The organism is Candidatus Cloacimonadota bacterium (genome assembly GCA_020532085.1).
Lineage (GTDB): Bacteria > Cloacimonadota > Cloacimonadia > Cloacimonadales > Cloacimonadaceae > Syntrophosphaera.
Window position 1 is genome coordinate 1 of the sequence record JAJBAV010000033.1, and the last position, 20,927, is coordinate 20,927.

Below are 20,927 nucleotides of genomic sequence, written 5' to 3' on the forward strand. Positions count from 1 at the left end.
ACCACTTTCGACATCATCCACAACACGCAATTTGAAAGCCATGCTGTAACGATTTACGGGTTTCTTGTCTTCCATTTTTCTCACTCCTTTAAGTTGATGGATGTGTCAACTTTTTTAGGACGAGACAGCCCTCCCAATATCAATACGGTATCAATACGGAATCAATACGGATTTCATCCGTAATGATTCCGTATTGATACCGTATTGATATTGGGAGCGACCCGGGGCATCTGGGTGGTGTTTGACAGATATGGCTGGAATTGCAATTTATTCCAACCGTCTGCCCGCTCAAGTGCCGGCTACTCCGCCAGCAGTTGCTGAACCGCCAGCAGAACAGGCAGGGAGCCGTTTTGAACGGCGGCTCGGAGGCGGGGTAGTTCTTCTGTTACGCGGGGGTTGGAGTAAAAACGGTTGAGCACGGCCTCGGTGAGCAGGGCCTCGAACCACTGGAGCACCTGGTTTTGGCGCCGGTCTTCAAACACGCCGCTGGTTTTGCCCTGGTCCACAAAGCGTTCGATCTCGCGCCAGATCTCCGGCAGGCCGGCCTTTTCTTTGGCGGAGCAGGTGAGGGCCTTGGTGGTCCAGCCCGGGGTGGCGTGGCGTAGGTAGTGGAGGGCGTTGTTGAGTTCGCGGCCGGCCAGTTCAGCGGCCTGGACGTTGCCACCATCGGCTTTATTCACCACCACGAGGTCAGCGAGTTCCATGATGCCTTTTTTGATGCCCTGGAGTTCGTCGCCGGCGCCGGCGATCTGCATCAGGAGGAAGAAATCGACCATGGAGCGCACCGTTATCTCAGACTGGCCCACGCCCACGGTTTCGATGAGGATGATGTCGTAGCCGGCGGCTTCGCAGGCGATGGTGGTTTCGCGGGTTTTACGGGTTACGCCGCCCAAGGCGCCGCCGCTGGGGGAAGGGCGGATAAAACTGCTTTGGTGGCGGGCCAGTTCCTCCATGCGGGTCTTGTCGCCCAAAATGCTGCCCCGGGAGAGGGAACTGCTGGGATCCACGGCCAGCACGGCCACTTTATGGCCCCTGTCGATCAGCCAGAGGCCAAAACTTTCGATGAAGGTGCTCTTCCCCGCTCCGGGAACGCCGGTGACGCCCACGCGGATGGAGTCTCCCGAGGCGGGCAGGAGCCGGCGGACCAGTTCCTGTCCCGCCTCGAAATGACGGGGGGAATTGCTTTCGATGAGGGTGATCGCTTTGGCCAGCAAGGTCCGGTCGCCTTTCAGAACTCCGGCGGTGATGGCTTCAACGGATGGCAGGCCGCGGGAAGACTTTTTGGGCTCGGCAGCAGAAACTTTGCTGCCCGCGCTTTTGGCTTCCATCACCCGGGCGGCGAATTCACTTCCTGCGCCTGCGGGTGTCCATTCCGGCTGGCGATGCTTGGTCACACTCAGCCCCGCAGCAGTTTTTCCAGCAGGAGGGTGGCGGCTTCGGGCAGTTTGGTGCCGGGTCCGAAAATGGCCGTGGCACCGTTGGCCAGCAGAAAATCGTAGTCCTGGGGCGGGATCACACCCCCCACCACGATCAGGATATCCTCGCGGCCAAGAGTGGCCAGTTCCTCCACCAGTTGGGGCAGCAGGGTTTTGTGGCCGGCGGCCAGGGAACTCATGCCGATGATGTGGACGTCGTTTTCCACCGCCTGGCGGGCTGTTTCCTCCGGGGTTTGGAACAGGGGTCCCATGTCCACGTCGAAACCCATGTCGGCAAAGGCGGTGGCGACAACTTTGGCGCCGCGGTCGTGGCCGTCCTGGCCCATTTTGGCCACCAGAATGCGGGGCCGGCGTCCTTCGCGATCGGCGAATTTGTCGGTGAGGGCGCGGATTTGTTCGATTTCATCCATCTTAGCGTACTCGCTGCTGTAAACGTTGTTGATAAGTTTAATTGAGGCCTGGTGGCGTCCGAAGACTTTTTCCATGGCGCTGGAGATCTCGCCCAGGGAGGCCCGGGCCCGGGCAGCGTCCACCGCGAGCTCGAGCAGGTTTCCCGTTTTGGCTTCGGCCGCTTGGGTGATGGCGCTGAGACAGGCTTTCACCCGCGTTTCGTCGCGTTCGGCGCGCAGCTTGGCCAGGCGGGCGATCTGGGCATCGCGGACGGCGGAGTTGTCCACTTCCAGGATCTCCATCGGGTCTTCCTTCGCCAGGCGGTATTTGTTCACGCCCACGATGGTGTCCTCGCCGGAATCGATGTGGGCCTGCCTTCTGGCGGCGGCTTCCTCGATGCGCAGTTTGGGCAGGCCGGTTTCGATGGCCTTGGCCATGCCGCCCAGCTCCTCCACTTCCATGATATGGCCCCAAGACCGCTTCATCAGGGCATCCGTGAGGCTTTCCAGATAGTAGGAGCCGGCCCAGGGATCGATCACCTTGGTGATGCCGGTCTCGTGCTGCAGGAAGAGCTGGGTGTTGCGGGCGATGCGGGCGCTGAAATCGGTGGGCAGGGCGATGGCCTCGTCCAGGGAATTGGTGTGCAGGGATTGGGTGTGGCCCAGAGTGGCGGCCAGGGCTTCCACGCAGGTGCGGATCACGTTGTTGTAGGGATCCTGTTCGGTGAGGCTCCAGCCGGAGGTTTGGGAGTGGGTGCGCAGCGCCATGCTCTTTGGATTTTTGGCGCCGAAGCCTTTGATGATCTTGGCCCAGAGCACCCGCGCGGCGCGGAGTTTGGCCACCTCCATGAAGTAGTTCATGCCCTCGGCCCAGAAGAACGAAAGCCGGGGCGCGATCAGATCGATGTCGATGCCCGCGTCGATCGCCGTGCGCAGGTACTCCCAGCCGTCGGCGAGGGTGTAGGCCATCTCCAGATCGGCGGTGGCGCCGGCTTCATGCATGTGGTAGCCGGAGATGCTGATGCTGTTGAACTTCGGCATCTTTTGGGAAGTATATTTGAAGATGTCGGCGATGATGCGCATGGAAGCTTCCGGAGGATAGATATAGGTGTTGCGCACCATGTATTCCTTGAGGATGTCGTTCTGGATGGTGCCGTTAAGCAGTTCCGGCTTCACGCCCTGTTCCTCCGCGGCCACGATGTAGAAGGCCATGATGGGGATCACGGCACCGTTCATGGTCATGGAAACGCTCATCTGGTCCAGAGGGATCCTGTCGAAAAGGATCTTCATGTCCAGAATGCTGTCCACGGCCACGCCGGCTTTGCCCACATCACCGATCACGCGGGGATGGTCGGAATCGTACCCGCGGTGGGTGGCGAGGTCAAAGGCGATGGAGAGGCCTTTCTGGCCCATGGCCAGATTGCGGCGGTAAAAGGCGTTGGACTCCTCGGCAGTGGAAAAACCCGCGTATTGGCGGATGGTCCAGGGCCGCTGCACGAACATGGAGGGATAGGGCCCGCGCAGGAAGGGGGGCAACCCGGAAAGGTAGTCCAGATGCTGCAGCGTGTCCAGGTCCGCCTTGGTGTAGAGAGGCTTTACGTCCAGCTGTTCATTGGTACGCCAGGCTTTTTCCGCTGCGGCTGTCCGGGCCTTGGGCTCGGCGCCAAAGCTGGGATTCAGAGTGGTGAAATCAGGTTTCATTGTTTAACCCCCAGGCGCGCGGCGAGGTCTTCAAATGTGTCCAGCAGATTGGCCCGCAGATGGATGAAGACGTCGATGCCGCTTTGTTTGTGAGCTTCCACCTGGTCGGCGGGATAGCCGGCCAGGAGCTTGATCTTGTTAGGCAGCTGGGCGCAGAGCGCGGGCACCAGCTCGGGATAACTGTCATCCGTGCCGCAGATGCAAACCGCCTCGTAGTCCCGGGCGGCCGCCACAGCGGCTGAAACTTCGGTGTAGCCGGTTCCCGTGGCCACCTGGAATCCACCCACTTGGAGAAAGCCGGCGGCAAAATCGGCCCGGGCTTTGTATTCGGCCAGGCTGCCCATGGTGAGCAGAAAGACCTTTTTGCCAGCAACCGCCATCCGGGCGCGGAATTGCTCCATGGCCCCCACCGCGCGGCGTTGGGGCAGGGCGCCGCGGTCGAGGCGCACGGCGGCTTTGCTGTCATCCAATGGAGTTGGCGCGAAGGCCGGCACGGCGTCATCGGGGTTGGCATACATGTTCACGCCCACAAAAACGTCGCGTCTCTTGTGCACGGCGTCGATCCGGGTTTTGGCCATCGCATCGATCATGGCGTGGACGGTCCCGGCTTTCAGGCTTCGGACCATGCCGCCCCCGGCTTCCAGCTCCTGCATGATCTTCCAGGCCTGGTTGGCCAGTTCCGCGGTGAGGCTTTCGATGTAATAGCAGCCTCCGGCGGGATCGGCCACCTTGCTCAGATGGGCTTCCTCGGCCAGGATCAGCTGCTGGTTGCGGGCGATCCGTTGGGAAAACTCAGTCGCCTGGGCGTCCAGCACGGCGTTAAAACGGTCGATCTCCATGCTGTCCACCCCGGCCACGACACCAGAAAAACCTTCCGTGCCGGTGCGCAGCAAGTTCACATAGAGGTCGTAAGCGCTCTTATTGAAGGTGGAAGTTTTGCCGTGGATCCAGACGCGGCGGGAATCTTCATTGCCGCCAAACGCCTTGATCATCTCGCTCCACAGCATCCGGAAGGCCCTGATCTTGGCAATTTCCATGAAGAAATTCGAGCCGAGGGCAAGCTTCACCTGAAACAGCGGGGCGATCTTGTCGATCTCCCAGCCGCCGGACTGCAGGCCCTGGATGTAACCGATCGCGGTGGACAGCGCGAAAGCCAGTTCCTGAGTGGAAGAGGCCCCGCTGGCGGCGTAAACGGTGGCGTCAATGGAGAGGCAGCGCAACTGGGGAGCTTTTTCCGCCCGGCGCGACACCTCGGCGCCCACCCGGTTCCAAACCTCTTCCAGAGGCAGGTTCAGAAATCCCTTGCGGGCGAATTCACCCGTGGGGTCAAAGCCGAGGCAGCCGTCAAGTTCGCTCAGGTTTTGCTTGGTCTGCCGGCAAAATTCTTCCAGCCAGCCGAACAGATCCGGATCGTCCATGTCCAGCTGCGCCATCAGCGGCGCCGCTTTCAGGTCCACCCCTTGCAGGGCGGTGGCCAGGTCAGTCGCGTTGCGGAGCGCGATCCCGCCGGGGAAATCGTCATGCTTGAGAGCCAGATTCACTGCACTCAGTCCCCGGGAAAGTTCGTCCAGAATTTCCCGGTTCAGGGCACTCAGGTCCGGATTGGCCTTCGCCTGGGCCACTTTCCAGCCCGCGAGGCCTGAGTACTGGGAAGCGTTTCCACGCTGGTAGGGGGCTTCGCCGGGCAGGGCGTCCGTGAAGTTCAGGCCGGCCACATCTTCCCTGGTATAAATGGGTTTCAGGGTGATGCCTTCGTAAGTTTTGGTGTGCATCACTTTGTCGAAATCAGCGCCTTTGAGGCTGTCCACCACGGCCTGTTTCCACTCTTCCAAGCTGGGCGGGGGAAACTCCTTGCGGAGGTCCAGTTCATGCAAATCCACTTTATCTCTCCCTTCAGGATGTTTTGATGAGGGCCTGGACCGGCTTCATGCCATAGGGCGAGCCGCTCACGATGGCGTCGAGAATGGCCCCGCCGCCGGTGAAGAAGTAATACTGGGGATCATTCACCGCTTTGGCAAAGATGCCGGGCAGCAGATCGCGAAAATCCTGGATGGTGTCGCCGCCGCCGAAGAGTTTTTGCGCTCCGGCGTTCTTGTCGATGAGGCTGTACATGGCTTTGGTGCCTTCGGTGAAGAGGGTTGTGTAGCCCATCACGGCGTTCACGAAGATGGTGGAGGCACCGGCAAAAACCTCCCGCACGGCCTCTTCGGCAAAGGATTCCGGCGCGATGTCCAGCACATAATTGAGCTGGGTGCCAGGCTTGAGATCGGCTATTTTGCGCACTCTCCAGCTTTCCGCGCTTTCAAAGCTGTCGGATTCGATTATGCAGGGCAGTTCCACAATGCGGTCCTGAAAGGGTCCGGCCTCCTGCAGGAATTTCTCGGCCAGGGCCAGGTCGGCAGGGTCCAAACCCTTGATCCCGAGCTGGTATTTCACGGCCAGATAGGCGTTGTAAAGCACCCCGCCCAGCACCAGTTTGTCGCTGATCCTGATGAGGGAGGAAAGGGGCCCGATCTTGGTGTCGAATTTGGAGCCGGCCACCACGGAAACCAGCGGCTGGCTGGGCTCAAAGACCTTCTGGAGGTTGGCGATCTCTTTCAGCATCAGCAGTCCGGCATAGGAGGGCAGATACTTGGTGACGTTGTAAGTGGAGGCGTGCGGCTGCCAGGAACCGAAGGCGTCGTTGATGTAGAGGTCCGCGAAGGAGGCCAGTTTGGCGGCCAAGGCATCGGAATCCTCGTTTTTGCTCTCTTCGCCGTGGAACCAGCGGGTGTTGGGCAGATACACAAAATCCGCCCGGCCCTCTTTCATTGCCGCCACCGCAGCGCCGATGGGGCCAAGGTCCGTGATCCCTTTGTCGCCTTCCGCCGGGCAATCCGGAACCAAGCCGCGCAGCTGGAGTTTTTCCTCCAGATACTTCACGATGGGGCCCACAGCTTCATCTTCGGAAATGGTGATGGCGCCGGTGGCCTTGTCGTAAGGCCTGCCCACGTGGGTCATCAGGATGGGCCGGCCGCCTTGCTTGAAAATGTGCAGCAGGGTGGGGATCGTGGCTTCGATCCGCATCGGGTCTTTGATCCTGCCTTTTTTCACAACGTTGTGGTCCATGCGCACCAGCACGGTTTTGCCGTGGAGGTCCGCATCCAGAAAACAGGGAACGTGTGTCATGGATCGGTTCTCCTTGTATGTCTTACTATCTAGTTAGCACTTTTCGCGATTTGGTTGCAGCCAATGAACCGCTTCGAGGCAGTTTGGCAAAAGCCGCGGCAGCGTCAAGTTTTTTCTCTTGGCTGGCGGCGGTAATCCCAGGGCGGGATGGGCTTGGGATCGGACCAGAGGCCTTTTTTATCCAGCCTGGCCTTCACCTCCAAGGCGGCCAGAACCGGGTCCTTGCTGTACTGCTTGTAATGCCAGGCCAGGCCTGCCTGCACCAGCGACTTGTTCAGATTCACATCGCCCAGGTAAACCGTGCCCAGATACCTTTTGTACTGGTCACGTTCCTCGTATTTCACCTTTACCGTTTTTCTATACACAAGGTCGGAGGTGAATTGTTTGGCCACGTTGCCGAAGGCCTGGCCCTTTTCCGGGCAGTCCACTCCCTGCAGACGGACCCTGTAGGTGGAGCCGCCCTGCAAAACGGTGATGGTGTCGCCGTCCTGGATGGAAACCACTTGGCCCCGGATCTCTTGCACTGAGAGGAAGCGGATGATCAGAAAAGCCGCCAGGACCAGCGCCAGGCTTAGCAGGGTTTTTTTGTTCAACCTGTATCTCATGATGCCCATGTTGTTTGCTCCCCGCTTCTGTCAATGGAAATTCCGCCCGACAAGGCACTAAAGGAGGTTCACGCAATTTCTTGACAGGAACACCGCCTTTGCATTTGGGTGATTTCCAGACTTATTCATGGGAGAGAAAGATGCGCCTGAACCAAGACCACATAGTCATCACCGACATCGGCAGCACCACCACCAAGGCCCTGCTGCTGGACAACCGGCAGGAAATCCCCGTCCTGATGGGTATCGCTCACGCGGAAACCACTGTGGAAGCGCCTCACAGCGACGTCCGCTACGGGATCAAGAACGCGGTGTGGGAACTTCAGGAACGCTGCGGCATCCAGCTTTTAAAACCGGTCCAAGCGGAGAATGAACTGGCTTGGGCGGATAACCTGGCCTATTTCAGCACCAGCAGCGCCGGCGGCGGTTTGCAGATCCTGGTGATCGGCCTCACCCTCTTCGATTCCGCCAGCAGCGGCAAACGCTGTGCCTACGGTGCAGGCGGCGTGATCCTGGACACTTTCGCGCTGGATGACAAACGCCAGGCAGCCCAGCAGATGCTGGCCATGCGCAATCTGCATCCAGACATGATCCTCCTCTGCGGCGGCACCGACGGTGGCGCGGTTTCCGGGGTTCTGCGCATGGCTGAGATCCTCCGCATTGCCGATCCCGCCCCCAAATTTGACCAGCATGGCAAGATCCCCGCGCTCTATGCCGGAAACCAGGACGCCGCGCCGATCGTGAAGAAGCTGATCTCCCAAGCTTTCGACCTCCACATCCTGCCCAATCTGCGGCCCAGCCTGGAAGTGGAGAATCTGCAACCCACCCAGGACATGATCCAGAAGCTCTTCATGGAAAACGTGATGGAGCAGGCCCCCGGCTACGCGGAAGTGAAACCAGCCGTAACGGCGCCCATCATGCCCACACCGCTGGGTGTGCAGAGAGCCCTGGCCCTGCTGGCTGGGGATCAGAACATTTTCGCCTTCGACATCGGTGGCGCCACCACCGACGTTTTCAGCTACATCAACGGCCATTTCCAGCGTACTGTGAGCGCCAATCTGGGCATGAGTTACAGCGCCTGGAACGTCCTGCGCGAAGCCGGCCTGGACAGGGTGAAACGCTGGCTGCCGGAGGATCTGAGCGAACGCGAAATTCGCGATTACATCGCCAACAAATGCCTCCACCCCACTTCCAATCCCAGCACCACGGCGGAATTCCGGATCGAGCATGCCCTCGCCCGCGAAGCGCTGGCCCTGGCCCTAGAACAGCATCGCCAGATGCATTACAACGGCGAAAAGATCGGCTATCTGGACAAACTTAAACGCGATGACCTGGAGAAATTCGAGCTCCAGTTCGAGTATCAGCGCGAAGACAGCAAACACAGCTTCCGCGAAAGCGACATCGACGTACTGATAGGTGCCGGGGGCATCTTCGCCCACGCCCAGAACCACAGCCAGTGCGCGCTGATCCTGGCCGACGCCGTGCGGCCCAAGGGCATCACGGAACTCTGGATCGACCGCGATTTCATCAGCCCCCACCTCGGAGTGCTCAGTTCCTCTGATCCCGCCATGGCCAAAACCCTGCTCGCCCGCGCCTGTATCGAGAAACTGGCGGTACACATCTCCCCCGTCTTCAATTCCCGCGAAAACAAGGCCCTGATGACGGTGGAAGTGGCTTCGGGCCACGGAAGCCAGGTCCACGAGATCAAAGCCGGCAGCTTACTCTATCTGCCCGCCGGCCCCAAAACTTTGAAGATCGCCCCCACCAAACGCTGCAAGCTGGACAGCAAAGAGGATCTGAACCATTTTGCCACCGAACTTCCCGTGCTGATCGACACCCGGCTGGATCCCGCCCAGCGCGTGGGCGAGGCGGAAAAGCAGATGGGCATCTATCCGGAAGCGCCCGATGCCTTTGGGATCAAGGAACCTCCCCGGCAGCAGTATCAGCTGGTCGAGGGGGAATGGCTGCGGCGGGTGGAACTGCCTTACGCGGGCGACATCAATTTCCAGGAGGGAGATACCGTTAGCCCGGACGACGTGGTGGCTGTCAACCGCTTCAACCCGCCCCGGCTTTATATCATCTCCGGATTGGCCAATTTGAAAGATCTGACTCCGGAACTGGTCCAGGCATCCCTGAGGGTGCGGCCGGGCGACAAGGTCGAAGCGGACGAGGTTTACGCCGTGCTGCCTGAAGGCTTCAAGATCCTCTCCTTCAGCCGGGGCGATAGGAAACTGCTGTCCCCGGTGCGCGGCAGGATCGAATACATCGATGCCAACACGGGCATGATCGTGGCTTCAGAGATCCAGGACTACTCCGGCAAACCTATCACGGTGAATTACGCTGAAAAGCTGCTGCTCAGCCCCAAAAAGGCCGCCCGCTACCTCACCAAAGCCAGGGGTGACTTCGTTTACCAGGGCGACATGCTCGGCCGCAGGCTGGAAAAAACCTCCGACGGCGCTCCACCTGTGCTGATAAAAGCTCCCGGCACGGGCACCATCACTGACATCGATACCGGGACAGGTACTCTCACCATCACCTATCTCCACCAACCCCTGGAGTTTCTGTCCCACGTAAACGGAGTGGTGCGGAATGTGTTGCCGGGCCAGGGACTGGAACTGGTTTGCCGGGGAAAGAAGCTGGAGGGTCAGATCGCCTTTGGCAAGGACTGCCACGGCGAATTCCAGGTTTACTCGGCGCCCGAAGATATCAGGGACGTGCAGGGCAGGATCCTGGCCCTGACCTTCCCACCAGACCGCCACATGCTCAAAACCCTGGCCGACAAAGGCGCCCGGGGCGTTGTTTGCCACATGATGGATGCCACCGAACTCACCGCCTGGCTGGATTTCGAACCCGGCGTGATCAACACAGGCAACGAGGATTTGCCGCTGGCTGTGCTGATCCTGAGAGGCTTTGGCAGCCAGCCCCTGCCCCCAGACCTGCATCAGGTCCTCTCACCGCAAAAGTTCGCCTGGCTGAATCCCCACACCCGCATCCGGGCTGGGGTGGTGCGGCCCTTCCTCTGTTTCTGAACTGACTTCTAGCCGAAGCCCCTCATATCCAGCCCTCGTCTGCCTCCCGCCCGATCGCCGCACTTGAGGCGGGGATAAGGCGGGAGGCGATCCACAGGCTTTCTGATGAGCCTTCTGGCTGAATGCCCCAAACCTGAACTTTCCAGCCTGGCTCCGGGCCGGGCGCGTTTCTCTCCGCGGTGATCAAGCTCGAAACCCGATCCCCAGGACATTGACCCCCGGAACCATTCCCCTAACCAACATTTTGTGAATCTGTTAAAGCGGGCATATTATTTCATTATCAAGGCCTTGACGTGATATATGTTGATTACTACAAACTAATGTGGCGCAGTCTCATATTATCAACAAAGAAGGCAAAATATGGCTTGACAAAAATACAGGCAGGAGGGATTGTAGAAACATGAGAGGGTCATGCCCGCATGATGGCTCATGAGAACAGGCCAAAGGAAAGGTGATTACTATGACCAGCTTGGTGCCCCTTGGGATGTCAACAGGCTTCAAAACCAGTTCCCACAACTGGCGGGGTATTTGTCTATCACAACGTCGCGTTCAAACCTATCACCACCATCAACATACAAGGAGAATATTATGAAACAAACCATCATTGCATTGATGCTGTTGTGCTTTGGCATCAGCCTGGCATTTGCGCAGATCACAACCTTCCCTTGGACCGAAGATTTCGAGGGGACTTTCTTACCAGACGGTTGGACAAAAATAGTCCAAGCCGGAAATGACATCACCCAAAGCAATTCTCAAAACCACACGGACGGCGGCACCTATTCCGCCCGTTTCAGTTCCTACAGCTCAAGCACGGATTACAACCAGTACCTCTTCTCCCCTGCCGTTACGGTGAACGCCGCCTATGCCCAGCTTTCCTTCTGGCACAGAAAGTACAACACGTCTGCGGAAAGCCTAGAATGGGGCATCTCCACCAGCACGGATCCCCTGACCTTCACCTGGACCGCTGTAAATTTGTCCAATACCGCATGGCAACAAACCATCGTTGACCTCAGCAGTTATGCCGGCAGCACGGTTTACCTTGGTTTTCATTATTACGGAAACTACGCTTACTATGTTTACCTTGATGACGTAGATATTGACGCTGCACCTTCCGTTCCGGAGTTCAGCATCGATCCCCTCACCTGGAACTTTGTGGACGTGGAAGTTGGCACCACCGCTTCGCAGACCTTCATCGTGTCCAATGAAGGTGGTGGAGACCTGGGTATCGTTTCGATCCAGAAAACTGCCGGAGACGTCGATTATTTCGAGATAACCAACATCACTTACACCGATCCTTTGGGACTTGGCGAAGATTTCAGCTTTGATGTGGAGTTCACTCCCGCTGCCGCAGCCGCTTATACTGTGACCATCACCATCACGGATGACCAGACAAAGGCCACCCACGATGTGGTGATAACAGGAAACGGCTATACCCGCCCAGCGGGATCAACCTGTGACAATCCCTACCCTGTAACCCTGCCTCTGGTGGGCTTCACGGGCGATACTTCCCTTTACGGAGATGATTACGAAAGCGGTTGGGTTACACCCACATCTTATTACCTGGGTGGTGACGACTTGGTGCTGCAGTTTACTTTGACTGAGGAAAGCTCCTTGGAGGGAACACTCACCGCAGTCACTGGCAACTATATAGGCATGTATGTTCTGGCAAGTTGCCCCGATGTGGATAATCCGCCCACGGTGCTTGCATCCGCTGTTTCTGGTAGCGGAACCGTTGCCAACATGTCAAGCGGCTATCTATCGGCTGGCACCTATTTCCTCATCATCGGCACTTGGCCCAGCCCTCAATCCGCGGAATTCACATTGGACCTTGAAGCGATTCCCGCGCCAACCGAACCCGCCTTCAGCATCGATCCCACCGGTTGGGACTTTGGAACTGTGCAGGTGGGCACGCCGGTCGGGCAGACATTCACCATCACCAATACCGGCGGTGGAACCCTGTTTATCGACTTGGATGATATTGACATCGACCTCGCGACCCCTCAGTTTGTCCCGACCCTGCCGGCTGAGGACATTTCCCTCGGCAACGGGGATACCGCGGAAATTGTGGTTACCTTCACTCCAACCGAAGAAATCGCCTACGCGGCCGACATCCTGATCCTTGACAACATCACTGGCGGCAAGGCCAAAGCGGAACGTAGGGTCCCTCTTACAGGACAGGGTTTTGATGCCACCATCGATGATTTCCCCAGCCTCGAAGGCTTTGAAGCCGGGGTCATTCCCACCGGCTGGAGTCTGACCGCCGGTGCCGGCGCTTCCCGTAATTGGGAAGTGGTTACAACAGACGACTCCCATGGCGCCGACGTTCCCTACAGCGGCGAATACTTCGCCCGCCTCTACGTCTATCTGGCTTCCACCAGCTACAATCCCTATTGCCTGGTGAGCCCGCCCGTCGATCTCAGTTCCGGCAACGTCGTGCTCAGCTATTATGCCTGGCTGGGCGCAAACGGCTCTGCCACTCCGCTCGCAGTGGAGATATCCACAGACGGCATGGCAACCTGGCAGCCGCTTTACAGCCACGACCTCAGCATCAGCAACACCTGGTTCAACAACGAGATCCCCCTGGCCAACTTCAGCTCACCCATGGCTTACATCCGTTTCGTGGGCACCAGCAACTATGGCTACGGCGATTGCGACATGGGTCTGGACGAGATCATCCTTTACGAAGAAACCAACGTCCCGGTGGAACTTAGCAGCTTCACCGCCACCATTACGGCTGAGAACGATGTGCAGCTGAGCTGGAAGACCCAGTCTGAAAGCCAGATGGTGGGTTACCGCGTGTACCGCGGCACGGCGGATGAGCAGTCTGGCGCAACCCTGATCGACCATCCCCTGATCCCGGCCACCAACACCAGCACCACCCAAGCCTACACTGTGGTCGATAATGATGTGGTGATCGGCACCACCTACTACTACTGGCTGGAAGCGGTGGATTACGCTAGCAGCGCTTTCCACGGTCCCGTAAGTGTTACCGTGAACGGAAACGTGCCGCCCGTGCTGCCTGAAGTAACATCGATGCGCAACGCCTACCCGAACCCCTTCAGGGCCAGCGCCAACATCGAGGTGGGCATCAAAGCCGGCGAAACCGGCGGCCTAACCATCTACAACGTCGCCGGCCAGGTGGTGAAGAGCTTCCAAGCCGGAGAAGGCGTGCACAACCTCAGCTGGGACGGTCGCGACAGCACCGGCAAAGCCTGTGGCAGCGGCATCTATTTCTACAAGTTGAACACTCCGTCCTTCAACCAGACCCGTAAAATGATGTATCTTAAATAACAAACTTGTCGGGAATCCCTGCCCGGCAACTCATCCACCCAATCTCCGGGGCGGTCCCAAAGGCCGCCCCATTTTTCTGCCTTCATCGGGCAAATCCTAGTGAGGCGCACCGCGAAAATCTTCTTCAGGAGTAGCGGGACCAGCTTTTGCTTGACACGAACGGCCTCTGAAACTTTTTGAAACAAAAATAATCTCTCCAAGGAGCTTTTCCCTAGATGGAAAACCATCGCTTAGACAAGCATCCGATCCTCTCAGTCCCGGAGCGGGAGGATGTTTTATTCACTTTCAACGGCAGACCCCTAAGCGCCAAACAGGGTGAGATGATCTCCTCCGCCCTCATCGCGAACGGGATCAGCGTTTTTGGCCATCACCACAAGGACGGCAGCGCCCAGGGCATTTTCTGCGCCAACGGCCAGTGCGCCAAATGCACCGTGATCGCGGACGGCGTGGCCGTGAAATCCTGCATGACCATGGTCACCCCGGGCATGGAAGTCCGTTCGGCCGAGGGTTTGCCTGAACTGCCCGAAAGCCCTCTGGTCACAGGGCGTCCGGCCATCGAACAGCTGGCCTGCGAGGTCCTGATCATCGGCGGAGGCCCTTCCGGACTGGCTGCCGCAATCGAACTGGGCAAGCATGGCATCGACACGCTTGTGATCGACGACAAACACGCCCTGGGCGGCAAACTGGTGCTGCAGACCCACAAGTTCTTTGGCAGCGAGGAAGACAGCCACGCCGGAGTGCGCGGACACGATATCGGCAAGCTGCTGGCCGCCGAGGTGGCTACCCATCCCTCCGTGAAGATCTGGCTGAACAGCACCGCCCTCTTCGTGTTCAGCGATAAAAAGGTGGGCATCCTCAAGGACGGCGTGTACAAGATCGTCACCCCCCAAAGGATCCTCAACGCCGCCGGGGCCAGGGAAAAGTTCCTCCGTTTCACCGGCAACCATCTGGCCCGGATCTACGGCGCGGGCGCTTTTCAGACCCTGGTGAACCGGGACCTCATCCGCCCCACAGACCGGCTCTTTATCATCGGCGGCGGCAACGTTGGCCTCATCGCTGGCTATCACGCCATGCAGGCGGGGATCGAGGTGGTCGGGCTGGCCGAGGCCATGCCCCAATGCGGCGGCTACAAAGTCCATGCCGACAAGCTAAAGCGCCTCGGAGTGCCGATCTACACCTCCCACACCATCCTCAGCGCCAACGGCGATGAGACCGTGGACAGCGTCACCATCGCCGCGGTGGATGAAAAGTTCCAAGTGCGGCCCGGCAGCGAGAAAAGTTTTTCCTGCGACACCATCCTGATCGCCGTGGGCCTCGATTCACTCTCCGAATTCACCCAGGAAGCCATGGAAGCCGGCATCCCGGTTTATGCTGCCGGTGACGCTTTGGAGATCGCCGAAGCCTCCTCCGCCATGTTCAACGGCAAGATCGCCGGGCTCACCATCGCCAAAGACTGCGGCCACGAAGAGATCGGACCCGTTCCCACGGACTGGTATGCCAAAGCTGAGGTGCTCAAATCCCATCCTGGCCAGATCAAGGGATACCAGCAGGGCCTGCCGGAAAGCGGCGTTTTCCCCGTGATCCACTGTCTCCAGGAGATCCCCTGCAACCCCTGCACCACGGTCTGCCCCACCAATTCCATCCGCACCGAGGATGGCGGTTTGCTGGCCGTACCGCTCTACGACGGCTCCTGCATTGGCTGCAACAAATGCCTGCTCATCTGCCCAGGCCTGGCCATCACCCTGGTGGATTTCCGCCAGGATGCCCAGAACCCCACCGTCACCATTCCCTACGAAGTTTTCAACCTACCCCGGCAGACCGGCGAACTCATCCAAGTGGTGGACATCGACGGCGAACCCCTGGGTGAGTATCCCGTGAGCGCCGTGCTGGACCTGCCCCAACGCCACACCCAACTGATCAAGGTAAGGGTCCCGAAGGCCATCGCCAAACGCATCGCCTCCTTCCGGGTCCAGGCCGCCGAAGTCAGCCAACCCCTTTCCCAGCCTGTGATCCCGGCCAAACTGGCCGACGCTTCCATGATCTGCCTCTGCGAAAGGGTGAGCGTGGGCGAGGTGCGCAAGCTCATCCAAAGCGGGATCACCAATCTCAACCAGATCAAGGCCATCACCCGCGCCGGCATGGGCCCCTGCGGCGCTAAAACCTGCGAAACCCTGATCCGGGGCGTCCTGCGTGAAGAGGGCGTCCCCGTGGAGGATGTGGTGCCAAACACCAAGCGGCCTGTGTTCGTGGAAGTTCCGCTGGATAAGTTCCCTGGTGGAGACTGTGATGAATAGAACTTACGACATTGTGATCGTCGGGGCCGGATCGGTGGGCGTTCCCGCCGCTCTGGAACTTGCCTCCAGGGGCCGGAAGGTGCTGGTGCTGGAAGCCGAAAGCGCGCCCAGCCAAGCCAACAACAAAAAAGCCATAGGCGGGGTGCGGGCCACCCACAGCGATTTTGGCAAGATCAGCGTCTGCCAGCGCTCCATCCAGATCATGAGCTCCTGGCAGGAGCGATTCGGCGACGACATAGGCTGGATGAGCAACGGCTACAGCTACCCGGCTTACACTGCCGAAGACGAAAAAACGCTCAAGGACCTGATGCGGGTCCAGCTGGGTTTTGGCCTGAACATCCGCTGGATCAGCCCTCAGGAATACAACGAATTGGTACCCGGCATCAACATGGATGGCTTGCGAGGCTCCACCTATTCACCTGAAGACGGCAGCTGTTCGCCCCTGCTGCTAGGCTCCGCCTACTATTTCCACGCCCTCCGGGCCGGAGTCGATTTCCGCTTCCGCGAACAGGTGCTGGGCTTTGAAATGTCCGGCGACCGCATCAACACGGTGCACACCGACAAAGCTTCCTACCTGGCCGGGACGGTGATCAACGCCGCGGGCAATCACGCCCGTGAAATCGGTGCCATGGCCGGAACCGACCTGCCTGTGCATCCGGACAACCACGAGGCCGGGATCACCGAACCCGTCGCCCCCTTCATGGGTCCCATGGTGGTGGACATGCGCAAGCGGCCCGGCTCCGCCAACTTTTATTTCTACCAAAACCACGAAGGCCAGGTGGTATTCTGCGTCACGCCCGATCCGCCCATCCTGGGCATCGACAACCGCAGCACCTCGCAGTTCCTGCCCCTTTGCAGCAAACGCATGCTGGAGGTTTATCCCCGCCTCAGGCATCTGAAAGTGCGCCGTACCTGGCGCGGACAGTATCCCATGACCCCAGACGGCTTTCCCATCGTGGGCAAAGCCGGCGCCAATTTCGTGAACGCCGTGGGCATGTGCGGCCAAGGTTTCATGCTGGGACCCGGCCTCGCTGAACTGTTGGCCCGGATCTGCCTGGATGAACTAACCCAGGATGACCTCAGGGTGCTGAAAAGCTTCGATCCCGGGCGCGACTTCAGCGGCATGGAAGCCTTCAAATAAGCTGCTCCTGACCTTGTCCTACAATCGTCTGCTCCGGCAAAACCTGGAGCTCAGCCGCGCTGTGAGGACAACTTGCCTCCTCTGCGAGGTCCCCCCGATGCTGTTCTGCCCTCCCCCGCGTTGCTGAAGTCCGGTTCATGCCCAACCTTGGGCATCGCCTGGTCATGGCTTGAAGATCAGCGGGGCATCCACAATCGAGGGAGAGAATGTATCAGCGAAGCCGGCATAACTCGCTGAGAGCAATCATAATCCTTTTGAAACTGAAGCAAAGCCAAAACACTGCAACGGCCAAACGCAACAGAGCGGCCGGGTGGGCCGCTCTGCGCTATTATCTGGGTCTGTTATTGGCTTACTTCCTGTCGCGTCCTGTGGCCTGGCGCAAGACATCCAGGGGTTGTTCTTGCTTTTCTTCCTTGCCTGGCTTCTCCTTGCCGTTGGGCTTGACTTTTTCAACCGTGCCGCTGTTTCCACCGCTGGGAGTATTATTGGGTTTGGTTTTCTCCACCGTGCCGCCGTTTCCGCCGCTGGGAACATAAATTGGTTTCTGTTTTTCCACTACACTGCCCCCACCGGGGTTGTTGTTCGGCCGGGGTTTCTGGTTCGAGGGATTACTCGGGGGGGTGTAGCTGCCGCCGCTGCCGTAGCCGCCGCTGGGAGGTGTGTAGCCACCGCCGCCGGGATTGGAGCCGTGTCCACCGCCGCCGGGAGGAGTGATCCCAGGATCGGAGCCGTGACTGCCGCCACCCCCGTGGCTGCCGGGATTACCGCCACCACCGCCGGGAGGGTTGGCCCCACCGCCGCCGTGGCTGCCAGGATGTCCTGGATGATTGCCACCGGGAGGGGGACCGGGAGGATTCCAGCCGGGGGGATGAGGAAGGTAGCCGCCAGGAGGGGGTGGATACCAGTAGTAGCCAGGGTAGTAGGTATAGTACACGGGGCGGGGCCGGTAATAGTTATAGGCATAATAGTTGCAGATGCTTACGTAGCTGCCGCTTCTATCGCGGGTAAGCCGGAAATTGAAGACCGTGGGATAATCCAGGGCCATCCTCTGGTCCGTGTAGAGAAAAGGCACGAACAGGTTCTTCTCAATGGGAACGTACCCTTCCTTGGTGATGATCACCCTGATCACGCGACCGGGTATGCCTTCCCGCAGTTCCATGTAATCATCCATGAAGACCGGATAGACGGGACTGGGCGTCGAACACAGATAGAGGTCGATCTCGGAAAGGTTCACGTCCGCGCCCCTGGGCGAGGTTTTGATCTGGAAAGCGCCAAACAGGTCGTAGGCGCTCAGCAGGCCCGCACTGAGGAGCAGGCAGACGGCGAGCAATATCTTGGTTTTCATTTTTCCTCCCTTGGGAGTAGTTATTCTATAGTTTATACAAGGCTGATCCCAAATCCTGCAAAATAAATCGGGTCCACATCCGCGTAAACCGAAGGGCGGAACCCCCGAACACTTCCCAGGTTGGGACCGGAGAGGCCTGAACCTCACCCGGAGGCGATGACACCATCACCCTTATAAATGTGATGCAACATTCAGGCCAAACTTGCGTTCCATTCCTGACTGCGCCAACAAAGAGCTTTTAATGGTTTGCAGCCTGCTCAATAAATTCACCCGCAGGATCGGAATCCTGCGCCACCATCATTTGATCCTGAGCCCAAAAAGCCACCCCCGGGAGATGGGGGTGGCTGTTGAGGGAGGTTGTGTGAGCAGCAGAGAGCTTCACTCAGGGTCTGGGATGTCCGGCGTGTCCGCCGGAAGGAGGGTTGTGGCCCGGTCCGTCATCGTTGTGACCGTGGCCGCCGCCGTGGCCGCCCTGGTTATTACCTTGGCCGGGGCCGCCCTGGTTGTTGCCATGTCCTGGTCCGTGGCCGGGGCCACCGTGATTGTTACCGTGTCCGGGACCGTTCCAACCGTGGCCGTACCCGGTTCCGGGCCAGGGGTCAACATAGTAATAGTAGGTGCTGGGATTCCAGTTTGGCCAATGTGGATGAGGCTGCATTGGTTGCCGCTGGAGGTTGAAATGGAAGACGGTGGGATGGCGCAGGGCATCCCTTTGATGCCGGGCGTTGTAGGGTACGAAGATCTGCTGCCGCATGGGGATGTAGCCCGGTTTGGAGATCACGAGGTCGAACACCCGGCCGGGAACGCCCCAATTGTAGGTCATGTATTGGTCCATGGTGATGGGGATGGCCTGGCTGGGGGTGGATCCCAGATATTGATTGGTACCATACAGTGTGATCGAAGCGCCCACAGGTTCGGTGTAGATCTGGAAAGCGCCGAAGATGTTCTGGGCACTGAGCAGCCCGGTCATCAGGGCCAGGCAGGCGATCAATAAAAGTCTCGGTTTCATGTCTTCCTCCTTGGGGAATGGATGATTCTACAGATAATACCTGCTCAGCCAAAAATCCTGCGCACAAAAAAACCGGCCTGAAACCGGGGGAGGATCTCAGGCAGGTCAGTTGTTGAGTTGTTACGCTTTAGAGGTTCTCTATGTTTTTCAGCGGTTTGGGCGCGGTGGCTGGAGACACCCCCTCCTGGGTCAGGTAAGCCGCGAGAGGCGATCCAACGGTGTTTCCTGCTTCATCCACGCGGAAGAGCTGCACCGGGATGCGGATGGGACGGTCGTTCTCGTGAGAGATGTATCTGCCGTCCGCGTCCTTCTGGAAGGGATCGGCGTAAAGCCAGGCCAGTCCAATGGCCGCGTTGCCGTCCTCGGCGTTCACGTTGCGGCGTTGAGAGCCGAGAGCCAAACGCTGTTCCAGCGAAAGATTGGGGGAGTTGATGCTGGAGGTTACCGTGCCGAGGCAGGTCCCGTTCTGGTAAACGCGGCGGTGGGTGGCGATGCCTTCGGACACGAAGAGGACCAGGGCCTTGCGGGGATCGGCGGTGAAACCCTTTTCCAGGGCGGCTTTGCCCACAAAGTCCGGCTTGCCCATATCCACCGCGGCGTCGAAGAGCGGAGCGTGGATGGGATTGTGCCGGGGATCGTATTCACTGCCCATCAGAGGCAGGCCGAAGGGCCCGGCGGAAATGCGGTTTTCGTCGCGCCCACCCAAACCGACCAGCATGCCGCCAAGGTCGAGGGCGAGGCTGACGATCTTTTTGAAGTCCTCCGCGGCTTTGGCCACGGGCAAATAGAGTTCCCAGCCCCAGCGGTTGGTGTAGCCGGTGCGGCTGATCAGGTAGCTGGCGCCGTCGCGCTCAAATTCATTGAAAGTGAAGTAGTTCATGTTCTTTTCCGGCTGCAGGCGGTTTTTGAGTACTTCCACGCCGTAGATCTGCTTTATCAGCTTGTAGGAGAGCGGGCCCTGGATGTCCACCTTCACCAGTTGGTCCGAGATATCGGTGGCCTCCACCTCTTCCCCATCCATTTTGCAGGCCATGATGCGGTCGATGTCCGCGATCAGTTCCTGTCCGTTCACGTGATCGGTGATGTCGTGCCCGGCATTGATCACGGCAATGAATTCCGTATCGGAGAGGCGCATGAGGATCATGTCGTCCTGCACGCCGCCCTGTTCGTTCAGCAGGAGAGTGTATTTGCAGGCTCCCACCTTCATTTCGCTCATGCGGCCCGCCAGGGCGCGATCCAGCAAGGTGGGGGCGTCCTTGCCGGTGAAACGGATCTGGGCCATGTGGTCGATGTTGTAGATGGCCAGGGTGTTGATGGCGGCAGCCTCATCCAAAACGGAAGTGAGGTAGTTCACCGCCATGTCGTATTCGCCAAAATTGCTGCGTTTGATCTCCTGGAGGGGCAGGCCCTTTTTCTGGGCCAGCAGGGGCAGATACCAGCTTTCCTCCAGTTCGTAGAGGAATGTCCTGCGGGGCACCGCCGGGAAATCGAATCCTAACTTAGCCATGATTGACTCCTTGCA

12 protein-coding genes are annotated in these 20,927 nt (G+C 59.0%); 4 read left to right on the forward strand and 8 right to left on the reverse strand.

All coding sequences use genetic code 11. The features are described from left to right. Window positions 1-299 precede the first annotated feature (299 nt). From meaB to LHW45_08765, 5 genes are all read right to left on the reverse strand, one after another. The gene (gene meaB / locus LHW45_08745; protein MCB5285659.1) at window positions 300-1,394 is read right to left on the reverse strand and encodes a methylmalonyl Co-A mutase-associated GTPase MeaB; all 1,095 of its coding nucleotides are present in this window, start codon (window positions 1,392-1,394) and stop codon (window positions 300-302) included. A 2-nt stretch (window positions 1,395-1,396) separates the two neighbouring features. Further along, on the reverse strand, window positions 1,397-3,526 hold the full coding sequence (gene scpA / locus LHW45_08750) for a methylmalonyl-CoA mutase (protein ID MCB5285660.1): 2,130 nt from the start codon (window positions 3,524-3,526) through the stop codon (window positions 1,397-1,399). Next, complete coding sequence (locus tag LHW45_08755) at window positions 3,523-5,406, reverse strand: methylmalonyl-CoA mutase subunit beta (protein MCB5285661.1); 1,884 nt, start codon at window positions 5,404-5,406, stop codon at window positions 3,523-3,525. The genes scpA and LHW45_08755 overlap by 4 nt, the downstream gene beginning before the upstream one ends. A 13-nt stretch (window positions 5,407-5,419) precedes the next feature. Beyond that, a complete protein-coding gene (pgk, locus tag LHW45_08760) occupies window positions 5,420-6,694 on the reverse strand; it encodes a phosphoglycerate kinase (GenBank protein ID MCB5285662.1) in 1,275 nt (424 codons plus the stop codon). 104 nt (window positions 6,695-6,798) lie between these two features. Next, window positions 6,799-7,308 carry a thermonuclease family protein gene (locus LHW45_08765; protein ID MCB5285663.1) on the reverse strand — a complete coding sequence of 170 codons (510 nt, stop codon included), beginning with the start codon at window positions 7,306-7,308 and terminating at the stop codon, window positions 6,799-6,801. Between the two features lie 131 nt (window positions 7,309-7,439). Here LHW45_08765 and LHW45_08770 point away from each other — a divergent pair, with 131 nt between their 5' ends. The 4 genes from LHW45_08770 to LHW45_08785 all read left to right on the forward strand — a co-directional run bounded on the left by LHW45_08770 (window position 7,440) and on the right by LHW45_08785 (window position 17,051). After that, a complete protein-coding gene (locus LHW45_08770; GenBank protein ID MCB5285664.1) occupies window positions 7,440-10,325 on the forward strand; it encodes a glutamate mutase L in 2,886 nt (961 codons plus the stop codon). 588 nt (window positions 10,326-10,913) lie between these two features. After that, window positions 10,914-13,616 (forward strand): choice-of-anchor J domain-containing protein, encoded by a 2,703-nt coding sequence (locus tag LHW45_08775; protein MCB5285665.1) that lies wholly within the window; start codon window positions 10,914-10,916, stop codon window positions 13,614-13,616. Window positions 13,617-13,831: 215 nt separating this feature from the next. Beyond that, window positions 13,832-15,910 (forward strand): FAD-dependent oxidoreductase, encoded by a 2,079-nt coding sequence (locus LHW45_08780; protein MCB5285666.1) that lies wholly within the window; start codon window positions 13,832-13,834, stop codon window positions 15,908-15,910. Then, on the forward strand, window positions 15,903-17,051 hold the full coding sequence (locus LHW45_08785) for an FAD-binding oxidoreductase (GenBank protein MCB5285667.1): 1,149 nt from the start codon (window positions 15,903-15,905) through the stop codon (window positions 17,049-17,051). The genes LHW45_08780 and LHW45_08785 overlap by 8 nt, the downstream gene beginning before the upstream one ends. A 349-nt stretch (window positions 17,052-17,400) precedes the next feature. Here LHW45_08785 and LHW45_08790 read toward each other — a convergent pair whose 3' ends face one another. The 3 genes from LHW45_08790 to LHW45_08800 form a co-directional block, all read right to left on the reverse strand. Then, window positions 17,401-18,396, reverse strand: a complete 996-nt coding sequence (locus LHW45_08790; protein MCB5285668.1) for a hypothetical protein — start codon at window positions 18,394-18,396, stop codon at window positions 17,401-17,403. Window positions 18,397-18,778: 382 nt separating this feature from the next. Further along, a complete protein-coding gene (locus tag LHW45_08795) occupies window positions 18,779-19,405 on the reverse strand; it encodes a hypothetical protein (protein ID MCB5285669.1) in 627 nt (208 codons plus the stop codon). 127 nt (window positions 19,406-19,532) lie between these two features. Beyond that, a complete protein-coding gene (locus LHW45_08800) occupies window positions 19,533-20,912 on the reverse strand; it encodes an aminomethyl transferase family protein (protein ID MCB5285670.1) in 1,380 nt (459 codons plus the stop codon). Between the last annotated feature and the right edge of the window lie 15 nt (window positions 20,913-20,927).